Below are 12,650 nucleotides of genomic sequence, written 5' to 3' on the forward strand. Positions count from 1 at the left end.
GTTGCCCGCCGCGGCGCCGATTCCGGTCAATGATTCTCCAGCCTGCTGTAGTCGAGGATGCCGAATTCGACTGGCCGCGAGTTCCGGTAGTCGTCGTGGATGGCGTCGCTGGTCGGCCAGAAGCGCCGGTCGGTGCGGCGTATGCCGTAGGTGTCGGTCAGGCGGGCCAGGTCGGCCGCGCTGCGCAGCGCGGCGACGGCGTCGGCGAAGCGGTGGGCATTTTGGGGGTCGATGGCGAAAATCGCATTCGGGTAGGCGCCGACGATGCCGTTCAAGGCCAGCAGCGTGTCCTCCTCGGGAAGCCGGCGGTCGGCTTCGCTGAAGATTTCGGCGACATTGGTGTGGGCGCTGTTGCGGATCAGTGAAAAGACCCGGGGTTTGCCGACTGCCGGCCGATAGACGAGCAGGCTGTCCTCCGGCATCTGCGACGCGGCCAGGCCTTGGATGGCGGACAGCCGGCGCAGGGCGGCCAGTTCGCTTTCCGGCAGCCCGCTGGCCGCCAGTTCCCGCGAGCGGTCGCGGGTTTTGGCGGTGCGTTGGGCGAGCAGGTCGTAGAGCTCGTTCAAGGTGTCCTTGCTGCGGTAGCGGATGCCGGTTTCCAGCGGAAAATAGCGGGTGGCATCGGCGAGGTAGTCGTTGTGCGGCTTGCTGCGCTGGCGATACCAGTGGTCGAGAACCGGCTGGCGATCCTTGATCGGCAGCAGGGCGAGGAAGTTCAGCTCGCTCTCCATGCGCAGGAAGTCCATATAGAGGCGGGTGGCCAGCTGGTGGCCGATGTTGCCGTAGACGTCGAAGCCGGCCACCAGCAGGTAATGCATGCGCTCAAGGACCGGGTAGCCGATGAGGAAGCTGGTTTGCGGCCGTTCGCCGGCCAGCCCCTTGATCACCGACGCGCTGTCGAAATGCCGGAAGACGGTGAGCGCGGCGTTGGGGTTGCTACCATCGCCGTCCCAGATGTCGTTCAGCGTCGGGCGGGTATCGCCGTACTTGAACTTGGCGGTGATTCGACTGCGTTCCTCGGTGTATTTGCGCTGCAGGCGGGAATATTCCTGCCAGGCCAGCAGGCCGGCCGTGCTGTCGCGTTCGGCGGGGAGACGCAGCACCGGGCTGGCGGCATCGATGATCGCCTGCATGAACTGGGAGCTCTTGTCGTTGGGGGCGACAAAGTAGACCCAGAAGTGATCGTTGATCGAGTTGAGCGCGAACTGGCCACGGCAGACCGGGCCTTTCATGAAGCCGGCCAGGGTGAATTGCGCTTCGTCGAGCATCAGTCGGTAGCGGGCAACGAGCGGCAGGTCGCGGAAGGTGATGAAGGGATTGGCCGCACTTTCCGGATCGTAGCCGGGCAGGTGTGTCACGGTGTAGTCAGGCTTCAGGAACCACTCGCGCAGACGTTCCATGCGTGCCGCGTCCAACTGCATCGGCATGTGGGTCTTGGCTGCTGGCGTGGATTCGATGCGACGCAGGCGATACCACACGCGGTCGACGCCCGGGTCGTCGTAGGGGCGGCGGGTGGCGACCAGATCGATCGGCTGGCCCGGTGGCGTACGGCTGCGGACCAGCTCGAAATAGGTGCCGGGCTGGGCGGCAAACCACAGCTGGCCGATGAACCAGTGTTCGTAGATGTAGCGGGCGGTGAGGCGGCTCTTGGCATCGTCGGCGTTGAGGAAGGCTTCCCAGTCGGCAAGCTCGCGCAGCACGGCGGCCGCTGGCGGCGGCGCCGGGCGATAGGGGGCGCCGGCCTCCAGCCAGCGGGTGAGCGTGGCGTGTTCGTCGGCGCTGACCGGCGGCAGGCCGAAGGGCATGCCGCGCGTGGGGTGGCGGCGTGCATACTCATCCAAACCTTCGGTTGGCACGCAGATTTGCGCGCGATTGAGCGAAAAATCGAGATCCGGGTCGTTCAGCGGCCCGCTATCCGGGCCGGGGTGGGCCTGCTTGAGGGCGAGCAGACGGGCCATCGCGCTCGCTTCGCGGTTGGCTTGCGGCGTCTGCAGGCGTTCGTTGAGGACCGGGAAAAACCCCATGTTGCGCCACTGGGCGTTGGTTTGGGCGTCGATGCCGAGTCGTGTCGGCTCGCCGGCCAGCAGGCGGTCGGCAAACACCCGGCTGGTGCTGGCGCCGCGTGTCAGGCCGCTGTAACTGGCGAGATTGAGCTGGCAGGGGGCGTCGTAACAGGCGTGGCAGGTGACGCAGCGGCTGTCGAGCACAGGACGGACATCGCGCCAGTAGTCGGGGGCATCGACCGACGTGGCTGGCAGGCGGTCGAAACGGGCTGGATCGGCCGGGCCGAAACGGTCGTCGAGGCGCAGCGTGGCGACGGTGGCACAGGCCGCGAGGAACAGGAAGAGTATGGGGGTCAGTTTGCGCACGATTTTTACAGGGCGGATTTGAATGTCATGTACTCGAGCAGGCGCATCCTATCAAAAACCGGGAGATTGCCCGCATCACCGGCAATCTACGACAACATGGCGGGCCATGGGTTCTGTGCGATGAGTCCGGGCCGGTAGAATGGCGACCAGAAAAACACCGGATGTCGTGACCTGACCACCATGCTGATCTTCCTTTCGCCTGCCAAATCGCTGGATTTCGAGACCCCGCCGCAAGTTGCCACCTTTACCCAGCCTGCTTACCTGAAACAGTCGCAGGTCCTGATCGACCAGTTGCGCCGCCTGTCGCCGGCCGACATCGCCAAGCTGATGGATCTGTCGGATCAACTGGCGCTGCTCAATTTCAACCGCTATGCCGACTGGTCGCTTCCATTTTCTCCGGCCAACGCCAAGCAGGCCGTCCTGGCTTTCGACGGCGACGTGTACGACGGATTGGCGGCGCGTACGCTTGGTGCCGACGATCTCGATTTTGCCCAACAGCATGTGCGCATCCTGTCTGGCCTGTACGGCATCCTGAAGCCGCTCGATCTGATGCAAGCCTATCGCCTGGAGATGGGGACACGGTTTGCCAATGCGGGCGGCAAGGACTTGTACGCGTTCTGGGGCGAAACCCTGCTCGACGCGATCAATGCCGAACTGGACGAGATGTCGCAGCCGGTGGTGGTCAATCTCGCTTCCGAGGAATATTTCAAGGCAGCCGTCGGGCGCAAGATCAAGGGGACGGTCATCCAGCCGGTATTCGAGGACTGGAAAAGCGGCAAATTCAAGATCATCAGCTTCTACGCCAAGCGCGCCCGCGGACTGATGACGCGCTACGCGGTAGTGAACCGGCTGACCGATCCAGAAGGACTAAAGGCATTCGATTACGACGGCTACGCCTATGTGCCCGAGGCTTCGGATGCGACGAGCTGGGTGTTCCGTCGTCGCACGGGCTGAGTGCCGAGCGCTGGCGGAGCTATAGCTTGGTGGAGGCTAGGATCAAGAGGCACGAGTCGGATCATCGGGATCAAACGGGGGATTGTTGACCTGGATCAGCTAGCCGCCAATCTGCAATTGACGAGGCTGGGAGTGAGGGGGAGACTGGCGCGCTTTCACCTAGAGGAGCATTCCTTACATGAAGAAGTTCATTGCGCTGGCCTTGGTCGGCATGCTGGTGGCGGGCAGCGCCTTGGCTGCCGATCCTGTCGCCCGGTCGGTCGAGTCGATCAACAAGGAAAAGGCAGCCTTGTCGGGGAAAGAGGTCGCTTTCCAGGGTAAGGTCGTCAAGGTGAATAACGGGATCATGCAGCGCAATTTCGTACACGTGCAGGACGGTAGTGGTGACGCCAATACCAATAACCTGATCGCCACAAGCAAGCAGACCGCCGCTGTCGGACAGACTGTCAAGATTGTCGGCAAAGTAACGCTGAACCGCGATTTTGGAATGGGCTACAGCTATCCGCTGCTCATCGAAGAAGCGAGCATTACCCCCGTTCAGTAAGGAATTCGCGCCAATGCCAAGCCGGCCGAACTGCCGGCTTTTTTATTTCAGGATGACTCCAGTACCGCACTTTGCTGGACTACGCCACAGCCATATACAGCAAGTTTATCAATGACTTAGGCGAGTTCAACATATGCCGGTGCTTTCTGAAACTTGACCCGGCTTCCCTTCTACTGGCTCCTACGAGGCTCCTGGGAATCGGGTCTTTCCGAGGAGTCATCATGGCTAAGATCAAGCTCACCAAGTCCGCAGTAGATGCGGCACAACCCCAAGCGCAAGCCATCGAGCTGCGCGATACCCTTGTTCCCGGCTTCCTGTGCAAGATTACGCCGGCCGGTCGCAAGGTGTTCATGCTCCAGTACCGAACCAACGCCGGCGAGCGACGCAAGCCGGCCCTGGGCCTGTTCGGCGAGCTGACCGTTGAACAGGCCCGCTCGCTGGCGCAGGAATGGCTGGCCCAGGTGCGCCGGGGCGGCGATCCGGCAGCGGACAAGGCCGAGGCACGCCAGGCACCCACCGTTGAGGAATTGTGCAAGAAGTTCATGGAGGACTACTCCAAGAAGCGCAACAAGCCCAGCACCCGAGTCGGCTATCAAGGCGTCATCGACCGCTGCATCATCCCGCTGCTGGGCCGCAAGAAGGTTCACGACGTGAAGCGGCCGGACGTTGCCGGGCTGATGGAGAAACTTTCATACAAGCAGACCGAGGCGAACAAGGCGTTCAGCATCCTGCGCAAGATGTTCAACATGGCGGAGGTGTGGGGCTATCGGCCAGACGGCACCAATCCTTGCCGCCATGTCCCGATGTTCCCTGCCGGCAAGTCCACCCATCTCATCAGCGACGACGACATGGGCAAGCTGTTCCGGCAGCTCGACAAGATCGAGGTCGAAGGGCTTGAGAACTACGTCATCCCTCTGGCGATTCGCCTGCAATTCGAGTTCGCCGCCCGCCGCTCCGAAATCGTCACGCTCGAATGGGAATGGGTCGATCTGGAGAATCGGCGCGTCGTCTGGCCCGACAGCAAGACCGGCGGCATGTCCAAGCCCATGAGCGAGGAAGCCTACCGGCTGCTTTCGACGGCACCGAGACAGGAAGGCAATCCCTATGTGCTGCCGTCGCCACGCCATCCGGCGCAGCACCTGACCACAGGCGAATATTACGGCGGCTGGTGCCGCGTGCTCAAGGCGGCGGGTGCGACGCACGTGGGGACGCATGGCATCCGCCATCGCTCTGCGACCGACATTGCCAATTCAGGTATCCCGGTCAAGGTCGGCATGGCGCTGACGGCGCACAAGACCGTCGTGATGTTCATGCGCTATGTCCACACCGAGGACGATCCAGTGCGCGAGGCGGCCGAACTGGTGGCGAACCGGCGCAAGGCGATTACCGGCGCCAAGCAGCCTCCTGCGGAGGCGACAGCATGACCAGGCGCCGGTCATCTGTGGCATCGCCCGCAGCGCCGTCGGCGCTGCTGGGCGACATTCGGGCACTGATCGAGGCGGCGCGTAAGCACGCCGCCTCGACGGTGAATAGCGAGCTGACGATGCTCTACTGGCGCATCGGCCAGCGCATCCACACGCAGGTCTTGGACGGGCGCCGGGGCGCTTATGGCAAGGAAGTCTTGCCTACCCTGGCGGCGCAGTTGGTGAAGGAGTACGGCAGCAGCTTTGCCGAGCAAAACCTGCGCCGCATGGTGCAGTTCGCCACCACCTTCCCCGACGAGCAGATTCTCGTATCACTGATACGAGAATTGAGCTGGACGCACTTCATTGCCCTGATCCCGCTGAAAGACCCGCTCCAGCGGGACTACTACGCGCAGATGGCGAGCGCCGAGCGCTGGAGCGTGCGCACGCTGCGCGAGCGCATCGACTCGATGCTGTACGAGCGCACGGTACTGTCCCAAAAGCCGGGCGAGACGATCGCGCAGGAGCTGGCGACGATGCGCGATGCGCAGCGCATGTCGCCCGCCCTGGTCATGCGTGACCCGTACATCCTCGACTTCCTGGGACTGCGGGACACATGGCAGGAAGGCGACTTGGAGGCGGCGATCATCCGCGAAATGGAATCCTTCCTGTTGGAGCTGGGCGCAGGTTTCAGCTTCGTGGCTCGGCAGAAGCGCATCCAAATTGACGGCGAAGATTTCCACCTTGACTTGCTGTTCTACAACCGCAAACTGCGGCGGCTGGTGGCAGTGGAGTTGAAGGTCGGCGAGTTCAAGGCGGCTTTCAAGGGACAGATGGAGCTTTACCTTCGCTGGCTGGACAAGCACGAACGGGAGCCGGAGGAAGCCTCGCCGCTGGGAATCATCCTTTGCACCGGCAAAAAGCGCGAGCAGATCGAATTGCTGGAGCTGGACAAGTCGGGCATCCACGTCGCCGAGTACCTGACCGCCTTGCCGCCGAGGGGCGTGCTGGTGGAGCGGCTACAACAGGCAACGCAGCGGGCGCAGTTGCAGATCGAGCAGCGCAAGACCGACAACGAGTAGCCCTGCCCCAAGCAGTCGGGCGTCCCGGCGTGCCGCCGTCGGGTTCGCGGGCTGCGCCCCGCGCTTCGTGCCGAATCGCGGCCATCCGGCTTTGACCCCTGACGCCTCCGGCCCTCTCGGGCCTGCGTGCTTCGCTTGCCCAAAAGACGACAGTGTGCAGTGGGCGGGGTGTGGGCGGTCTTGCTGTTCCCTTCACCGTATCACGGCGTTCTCGCCGTCAAGGGCGGCGCGTGCCATGCACGCTTGCGTCCTGGCGGCCGTCTGCGACCCCTGACTGCTTGCGCTGCGCCGTGCTGGCCACGGTTCCGGGCAATTCCGCCCGAGCAACCGGAGCACGATCATGTCGCAACTGTCCTTTTCCTCGTTCGATGCCTCGCTGATGGTGCGCGATGCACAGGGCCGCTACCTGCTGGCGACGGCCGACCAAATTCTGGAGGCCGCGCGCCAGGCCATCGAGTACAAGATGCAGCGCGGTGCGTCGTTCAGTTCGCCGGTGGCGGTCAAGGAGTACCTGAGCGCCAAGTTGGCTGGTTTCGAGCATGAAGTCTTCGCTGTGCTGTTCTTGGATACGCAGCATCGCCTGATCGAATACAGCGAGCTTTTCCGAGGCACCATCGACAGTGCATCGGTGTATCCACGCGAGCTGGTCAAGGAGGCGCTGCGGCTCAATGCGGCAGCGGTCATCGTTTCGCACAACCATCCGAGCGGCAACCCCGAACCGAGCGGCGCCGACAAGGTACTGACCCAGCGGCTCAGGGAGGCGCTGGCGCTGGTGGATGTCCGCACGCTGGATCACATCATCGTGGCGGGTGGCAGCACCATATCCTTCGCCGAACGCGGTCTGATTTGACCGAGGGGGCTTCGGCCCCCATTTTGCTGCGATGGCGGCTCTCAGATCGCTGCTTGATTGACGCGCCGGCTCAGGGCTTCGGCGCTTTCCTTGCGTTCGCTGTAGCGATCTACCAGATATGGCGCCACGTCGCGCGTGAGCAGCGTGAACTTCATCAGCTCTTCCATCACATCCACGATGCGGTCGTAATAGGCCGAGGGCTTCATGCGTCCCGCTTCATCGAACTCCTGGTATGCCTTGGCGACCGAAGACTGGTTTGGGACGGTCAGCATCCGCATCCAGCGGCCCAACACGCGCATTTGGTTAACGGCGTTGAAGGACTGCGATCCACCCGACACCTGCATCACCGCCAACGTCTTGCCCTGTGTCGGGCGCACCGCGCCGACCGACAGAGGAATCCAGTCTATTTGGGTCTTCATCAAGCCGGTCATGGCACCGTGGCGCTCGGGCGAACTCCACACCATGCTTTCGGCCCATTGCACCAGTTCGTGCAGTTCCCTGACCTTTGGGTGATCGTGAGGCGCGTCATCCACCAACGGCAGGCCCGAGGGGTTGAACATCCGTGTCTCGCCGCCGAGCGCGCTCAGGATGTGTGCCGCTTCTTCAGCAGCCAGGCGGCTGAACGAGCGTTCGCGCAGCGAGCCATAGAGCAGCAGGAAGCGCGGCGCGTGGGTGGCACGCTCGGGTGCCATTAACCGCTGGGCATCGGGTTGCTGGAACAGCGCGGTGTCGATATTGGGTAGGTCGATTCTGGATTCAGACACGGCGGCCTTCCGCATTCACGACGGCTTCGCCGTCTTCCTTGCTGAATGCACCGCGCTGCGGCTGGGGCAGGATGTCCAGCACCGCTTCCGAAGGTCTGCACAGCAGTGCGCCCAGCGGCGAGACCACGATGGGGCGGTTGATGAGGATGGGGTGCTGGAGCATGAAGTCGATTAAATGTTCGTCGCTCCATTTGGAATCATCCAGGCCCAATTCCGCATAAGGTGTGCCTTTCTCGCGCAGCACCGCACGCACTGGCACACCCATCGCAGCGATCAGCGTTTTCAGCGTCTCGCGGTCGGGCGGTGTTTTCAAGTATTCGATGATGGTCGGCTCTTCGCCGCTGTTGCGAATCAAGCCCAGCACGTTGCGCGACGTACCGCAGTCGGGGTTGTGATAGATGTTGATCTGGCTCATGCCATTGCCTCGGTTCAGGGATTCGTGGGGTTGGCGGAATACATGCTGGCGCCCTTGAGCCGCCACCGGCGGCCCAACCGCAAGGCGACATGCACCAGCAGGATGAGCACCGGCACTTCCACCAGCGGCCCGATCACCGTGGTGAAGGCGACAGGCGAAGCCAGGCCGAACGACGCAATAGCCACGGCGATGGCCAGCTCGAAGTTGTTGCCTGCGGCAGTGAAGGCGATGGCGGTGGTGCGTGGGTAGTCGGCCTGGATCAGCCGGCCCATAAAGAAACTGATGAGGAACTGGATCACGAAGTAGAGTGTCAGCGGCACGGCAATCTTTAGCGCGTCCATCGGCAGGCGCACCACGTCGGCACCTTTGAGGCTAAACATGGCCACGATGGTGAACAGTAGCGCCGCCAGCGTGATGGGACTGATCCGCGGCAGGAATGCACGCTCGTACCAGTCCTGGCCCTTGCGTCGAATCAGCGAGCGCCGGGTCAGGTAGCCGGCCAGGAACGGGATGCCCAGGTAAATCAGTACCGCCTCGGTGATCGTCCAAAAGCCCACGTCAATGACGCTGCCTTGCAGGCCGAACACAGGCGGCAGCACCGACAGGAAGAACCAGGCATAGGTCGAGAAGAACAGGATCTGGAAGATCGAATTGAAGGCGACCAGGCCCGCGACATACTGGTTATCACCACGCGCCAACTGGTTCCACACAAGCACCATAGCGATGCAGCGTGCCAGTCCAATCAGGATCAGGCCGGTCATGTATTCCGGCTGGTCGCGTAGGAAAATCACCGCCAGCACGAACATCAGCACCGGCCCGATGATCCAGTTTTGCACCAGTGACAGCAACAGCACGCGCCGGTCGGCGAAGACCTCGTGTAGCGTCTCGTAGCGCACCTTGGCCAGCGGCGGGTACATCATCAGGATCAGGCCGATGGCGATCGGGACGTTGGTCGTGCCGATCGAGAGCGCATTGAGCGCATCGGGCAAACCGTCGAAGAACGTACCCAATGCAACACCCAGCGCCATCGCGGCGAAAATCCAGACGGTGAGATAGCGATCTAGGAAGGACAGGCGCGATGGCGTGTTCAGCATCGAATGCCCGCTTTGGGGGCTGTCGTGATTCATGAGGTTTTCCTGTTTGCCAAAGCCCGCAGACGCTCCACTCCCACCGGCTCTTCGGTCAGAAGCGGCACGACAGCATGGCGTCGGGCATGTTGTGTGGCCACGGCGTCGATTTCCCGCAACTCGTTGCGTGCACGCTGGCGCAGCAGCGGGGAATGCGGATGTGCGGCCGCCACGCTGTTGTTAACGATCCAGGCCCACGGCTCGATGCCCGCGCGGCGCAGGTCGTCTTGCAGGTTGGCCGCTTCCAGCACGGGCGTGGTTTCGGCCAGGGTGACAATGAGCACCTTGGTCTGCTTCGGATCTTGCAACTGCATCATCGGCGTCGTGAAATGAACGCCCGTCTCACCCATCTGCCGGGCGATGTCGCGGTGGTATGCGCCGGTGGCGTCGAGCAGCAGCAAGGTGTGGCCTGTGGGCGCGGTGTCCATCACCACGAACTTTCTGCCCCCTTCGCGGATGGCACGGGAGAATGCCTGGAACACCGCGATTTCCTCGGTGCAGGGCGAGCGCAGGTCTTCTTCCAGCAAGGCGCGGCCTTCGGCATCGAGCTGCGCGCCCTTGGTGTCCATCACATGCTGGCGATAGCGTGCCGTGGCTTCCTGGGGGTCGATGCGGCTGAGAGCCAGATTGGGAAGCGAACCTTCCAGCGTGTCGGCCAGATGCGCAGCCGGGTCGGAGGTGGTCAGATGCACGGGCAGGCCCCGGCCCGCCAGCTCCACGGCAATGGCAGCGGCCAGCGTGGTCTTGCCCACGCCGCCTTTGCCCATCACCATGACCAGACCGTGCCCATCGGCAGCGACTTCATCGACCAGGGCGGATAAGTCCGGCGCATTGATCTGGTCGGGCAGCTCGATGGCATCGGCGCCATATGTGGCGTCGGTATCGACCAGCAGATGGCGCAGAGCGTCGAGGCCCACGAGGTTGAACGGCTTGAGCGCGATCTGATCCCGAGGCAACGCCTGGAGGACAGACGGAATGGCGGCCAGCGTAGCCTGCTCTTTTTCGTAGATGGCAGCGGCAAGCGTATCGGTTTCGGCCTCGCTGGCAGGAAATACGCCGTTGATGACCAGGTGTTGCTGTGACAGGCCGATAGCGGCCAGTTCTTCATGGGTGCGGGCCGCCTCGCGCAGCGTGGGGCGCTGCGCACGGGCAACCAGCACTAGACGAGTGCGCAAGGGATCGGCCAACGCCTCTACCGCAGCCTTGTACTGACTGCGCTGTTTTTCCAGGCCCGCCAGCGGCCCCAGGCACGACGCATCGCCTTTGCCTGCTTCCAGAAAGCCACTCCATGCGCCCGGCAGTTGCAGCAGGCGGATGGTGTGGCCGGTAGGGGCTGTGTCGAAAATGATGTGCGCGTAATCCTGCGTCAGCGCCGCATCGGTCAGCAGGGCCGTGAACTCATCGAAGGCGGCGATTTCCGTGGTGCAGGCACCCGACAGGGATTCTTCGATGCCATCCACTACCGCATCGGGCAACACGCCTCGCACTGGGCCGACTATGCGGTCACGGTACGCTTGCGCGGCTGCCTGCGGGTCGATTTCCAGTGCCCATAGATTCGGCACGGCGGCAATCATCGTGATGTGGTTTCCGATGCGTTCGCCGAAAACCTGCCCCACGTTGGAAGCCGGGTCGGTACTGACGAGCAGCACACGCTTGCCCTGGGTCGCCAGTTGCACGGCCGTTGCGCAGGCGATGGAGGTCTTGCCGACGCCCCCTTTGCCGGTGAAAAACAGGAAGCGAGGCGGCTGGGTCAGGAAGTGCATGGGATCTCCTTGTTCAGCAGCAGCGGCCGCCAGAGCAGCAGGCGTTTTGGGCTGGCGAGGCTTCGGGCGCCTCGATGCCAGCCCAGCGGGTCAATTCGCTTCGGCTGGGGTAGCGACCGGCCAAGGCCACCTCACCATCGACCAGAACCAGGGGCAGCGCCTCTTGGCCCGAGCGTTGTAAAAAGCCTTTCACTGTCGGGTTTTCGGCGAAAGCGAGGGGTTGCTGTGCCAGGTTGAAGCGTTCGACCTGAGCACCGTGTTGCTTGGCCCAATCCACATCGGCGGCGAAGTTCACCAAGTTTTGATCCACTTCAACGCCACATACGCCGGTGCTACAACATAGCGCCGGGTCGAAAATCTGGATGCTTGGCATGGGGTGTCCTTTCAAATTGGTTGTTGATGAAGTGACGCTCTTCACTCTTGGCCGATGTTTCGCAACTCGCGTTGCAGCGACATGGCGTCCAGGCGTTGCAGTGGCAGCGAGAGAAACAGCTCGATGCGGCGGCGCAAAATCAGCGCGGCATCCTTGAACGCTTTGAGTCGTTGTTCTTCGCTACCTTCGACGGCTGCCGGATCGGGCACGCCCCAGTGAGCCGATACCGGCTTGCCCGGCCAAAACGGGCAAGCCTCGCCGGCGGCGTTGTCGCAGACGGTAAAAATGAAGTCGAACACCGGCGCCCCCGGCGCTACGAACTCATCCCAGCTTTTGCTGCGGTAGCCAGTCGTTGGCATGTGCAGCCGCTCCAGCGTGGCGAGCGCCAGCGGATGCACTTCGCCCTTGGGCTGGCTACCTGCCGAGTACGCCCGAAAGCGCCCTTGGCCCAGTTTGTTGAGGATGCCTTCGGCGAGGATGGAACGTGCGGAATTGCCCGTGCAGATGAACAGTGCGTTGTATGCGGCCTCTGTGGTCATGGTGTGCTTTCTCAACAGCAGGAAGAACGGGGGCTTGCTGTGCAGCAAGCCGGTGCGGTGATCGGTGTCGTGACTGAAGCCGCTTCATGGAAGACCGGGATGCTGCCTAACGTGTGGAAGTGCTCCCAGGCAATACCCTGCGGGTCGGTGACCCAATGCTTCTCGCTGCGTGCGTAGCAGCAGGTGGTCGTGCCTTCGTCGAGCAACGCCATGTCGGCGGCTTGTGCGCGGAGTTTCAGGGCGGCCAGTTCCTCGGCGTCGTCGGTCTGGATACCCAGGTGGTCGATGCCCGGCTTGCTGCCGCGCGTGGAGATGGCGAAGTTGACCGGCGGGTCTTCGAGCATCCACTTCGCGTAGTCGCCTTCGACGCGCGCAGGCTGCGCCGCGAATAGTTGGGAATAGAAGCCGATGCTGCGGTTCAAGTCATCGACGTGCAGGTGGACGTGGAAGCGCTTCATGGAGAGTTC

Annotated in this window: 13 protein-coding genes; 5 read left to right on the forward strand and 8 right to left on the reverse strand. The window is 62.8% G+C overall.

Annotated elements, in window-relative coordinates:
- Positions 1-26: 26 nt before the first annotated feature.
- On the reverse strand, positions 27-2,369 hold the full coding sequence (locus AB6Q56_RS03695) for a fatty acid cis/trans isomerase (RefSeq protein ID WP_434515833.1): 2,343 nt from the start codon (positions 2,367-2,369) through the stop codon (positions 27-29).
- A 180-nt stretch (positions 2,370-2,549) separates the two neighbouring features.
- Here AB6Q56_RS03695 and yaaA point away from each other — a divergent pair, with 180 nt between their 5' ends.
- From yaaA to radC, 5 genes are all read left to right on the forward strand, one after another.
- The gene (yaaA, locus tag AB6Q56_RS03700; protein ID WP_434515834.1) at positions 2,550-3,323 is read left to right on the forward strand and encodes a peroxide stress protein YaaA; all 774 of its coding nucleotides are present in this window, start codon (positions 2,550-2,552) and stop codon (positions 3,321-3,323) included.
- Between the two features lie 178 nt (positions 3,324-3,501).
- On the forward strand, positions 3,502-3,867 hold the full coding sequence (locus tag AB6Q56_RS03705; protein ID WP_434515835.1) for a hypothetical protein: 366 nt from the start codon (positions 3,502-3,504) through the stop codon (positions 3,865-3,867).
- A 221-nt stretch (positions 3,868-4,088) separates the two neighbouring features.
- The gene (locus AB6Q56_RS03710) at positions 4,089-5,291 is read left to right on the forward strand and encodes a tyrosine-type recombinase/integrase (RefSeq protein WP_008643195.1); all 1,203 of its coding nucleotides are present in this window, start codon (positions 4,089-4,091) and stop codon (positions 5,289-5,291) included.
- Positions 5,288-6,352 (forward strand): PDDEXK nuclease domain-containing protein, encoded by a 1,065-nt coding sequence (locus tag AB6Q56_RS03715; RefSeq protein ID WP_008643197.1) that lies wholly within the window; start codon positions 5,288-5,290, stop codon positions 6,350-6,352. The genes AB6Q56_RS03710 and AB6Q56_RS03715 overlap by 4 nt, the downstream gene beginning before the upstream one ends.
- Positions 6,353-6,692: 340 nt before the next feature.
- The gene (gene radC, locus AB6Q56_RS03720) at positions 6,693-7,202 is read left to right on the forward strand and encodes a RadC family protein (protein WP_008643200.1); all 510 of its coding nucleotides are present in this window, start codon (positions 6,693-6,695) and stop codon (positions 7,200-7,202) included.
- Between the two features lie 41 nt (positions 7,203-7,243).
- Here the strand turns inward: radC and arsH are convergent, their stop codons facing one another.
- From arsH to AB6Q56_RS03755, 7 genes are read right to left on the reverse strand one after another with little or no spacing between them, the layout of a single operon-like run.
- Positions 7,244-7,966 (reverse strand): arsenical resistance protein ArsH, encoded by a 723-nt coding sequence (gene arsH, locus AB6Q56_RS03725; RefSeq protein WP_008643201.1) that lies wholly within the window; start codon positions 7,964-7,966, stop codon positions 7,244-7,246.
- Positions 7,959-8,381 carry an arsenate reductase (glutaredoxin) gene (gene arsC, locus AB6Q56_RS03730; RefSeq protein WP_034067299.1) on the reverse strand — a complete coding sequence of 141 codons (423 nt, stop codon included), beginning with the start codon at positions 8,379-8,381 and terminating at the stop codon, positions 7,959-7,961. The genes arsH and arsC overlap by 8 nt, the downstream gene beginning before the upstream one ends.
- Before the next feature lie 14 nt (positions 8,382-8,395).
- Positions 8,396-9,508 carry an ACR3 family arsenite efflux transporter gene (gene arsB / locus AB6Q56_RS03735; protein ID WP_008643204.1) on the reverse strand — a complete coding sequence of 371 codons (1,113 nt, stop codon included), beginning with the start codon at positions 9,506-9,508 and terminating at the stop codon, positions 8,396-8,398.
- Positions 9,505-11,271 carry an arsenical pump-driving ATPase gene (arsA, locus tag AB6Q56_RS03740; protein ID WP_008643205.1) on the reverse strand — a complete coding sequence of 589 codons (1,767 nt, stop codon included), beginning with the start codon at positions 11,269-11,271 and terminating at the stop codon, positions 9,505-9,507. Before arsA ends, arsB begins: the two co-directional genes overlap by 4 nt.
- Positions 11,272-11,284: 13 nt before the next feature.
- The gene (gene arsD, locus AB6Q56_RS03745; RefSeq protein WP_008643208.1) at positions 11,285-11,644 is read right to left on the reverse strand and encodes an arsenite efflux transporter metallochaperone ArsD; all 360 of its coding nucleotides are present in this window, start codon (positions 11,642-11,644) and stop codon (positions 11,285-11,287) included.
- Positions 11,645-11,685: 41 nt separating this feature from the next.
- Positions 11,686-12,183 (reverse strand): arsenate reductase ArsC, encoded by a 498-nt coding sequence (locus tag AB6Q56_RS03750; RefSeq protein WP_008643209.1) that lies wholly within the window; start codon positions 12,181-12,183, stop codon positions 11,686-11,688.
- Positions 12,184-12,194: 11 nt separating this feature from the next.
- On the reverse strand, positions 12,195-12,641 hold the full coding sequence (locus tag AB6Q56_RS03755; RefSeq protein WP_023124804.1) for an ArsI/CadI family heavy metal resistance metalloenzyme: 447 nt from the start codon (positions 12,639-12,641) through the stop codon (positions 12,195-12,197).
- Positions 12,642-12,650: the final 9 nt, after the last annotated feature.

It is taken from the genome of Dechloromonas sp. ARDL1, assembly GCF_051122455.1.
Classification (GTDB): domain Bacteria; phylum Pseudomonadota; class Gammaproteobacteria; order Burkholderiales; family Rhodocyclaceae; genus Azonexus.

Bases quoted from the DNA above. Each gene is read 5' to 3' on its own strand.
- yaaA (WP_434515834.1), top strand. From the start codon at position 2,550: ATGCTGATCTTCCTTTCGCCTGCCAAATCGCTGGATTTCGAGACCCCG.
- AB6Q56_RS03705 (WP_434515835.1), top strand. From the start codon at position 3,502: ATGAAGAAGTTCATTGCGCTGGCCTTGGTCGGCATGCTGGTGGCGGGC.
- AB6Q56_RS03710 (WP_008643195.1), top strand. From the start codon at position 4,089: ATGGCTAAGATCAAGCTCACCAAGTCCGCAGTAGATGCGGCACAACCC.
- AB6Q56_RS03715 (WP_008643197.1), top strand. From the start codon at position 5,288: ATGACCAGGCGCCGGTCATCTGTGGCATCGCCCGCAGCGCCGTCGGCG.
- radC (WP_008643200.1), top strand. From the start codon at position 6,693: ATGTCGCAACTGTCCTTTTCCTCGTTCGATGCCTCGCTGATGGTGCGC.
- arsC (WP_034067299.1), bottom strand. From the start codon at position 8,381: ATGAGCCAGATCAACATCTATCACAACCCCGACTGCGGTACGTCGCGC.
- arsB (WP_008643204.1), bottom strand. From the start codon at position 9,508: ATGAATCACGACAGCCCCCAAAGCGGGCATTCGATGCTGAACACGCCA.
- arsA (WP_008643205.1), bottom strand. From the start codon at position 11,271: ATGCACTTCCTGACCCAGCCGCCTCGCTTCCTGTTTTTCACCGGCAAA.
- arsD (WP_008643208.1), bottom strand. From the start codon at position 11,644: ATGCCAAGCATCCAGATTTTCGACCCGGCGCTATGTTGTAGCACCGGC.
- AB6Q56_RS03750 (WP_008643209.1), bottom strand. From the start codon at position 12,183: ATGACCACAGAGGCCGCATACAACGCACTGTTCATCTGCACGGGCAAT.
- AB6Q56_RS03755 (WP_023124804.1), bottom strand. From the start codon at position 12,641: ATGAAGCGCTTCCACGTCCACCTGCACGTCGATGACTTGAACCGCAGC.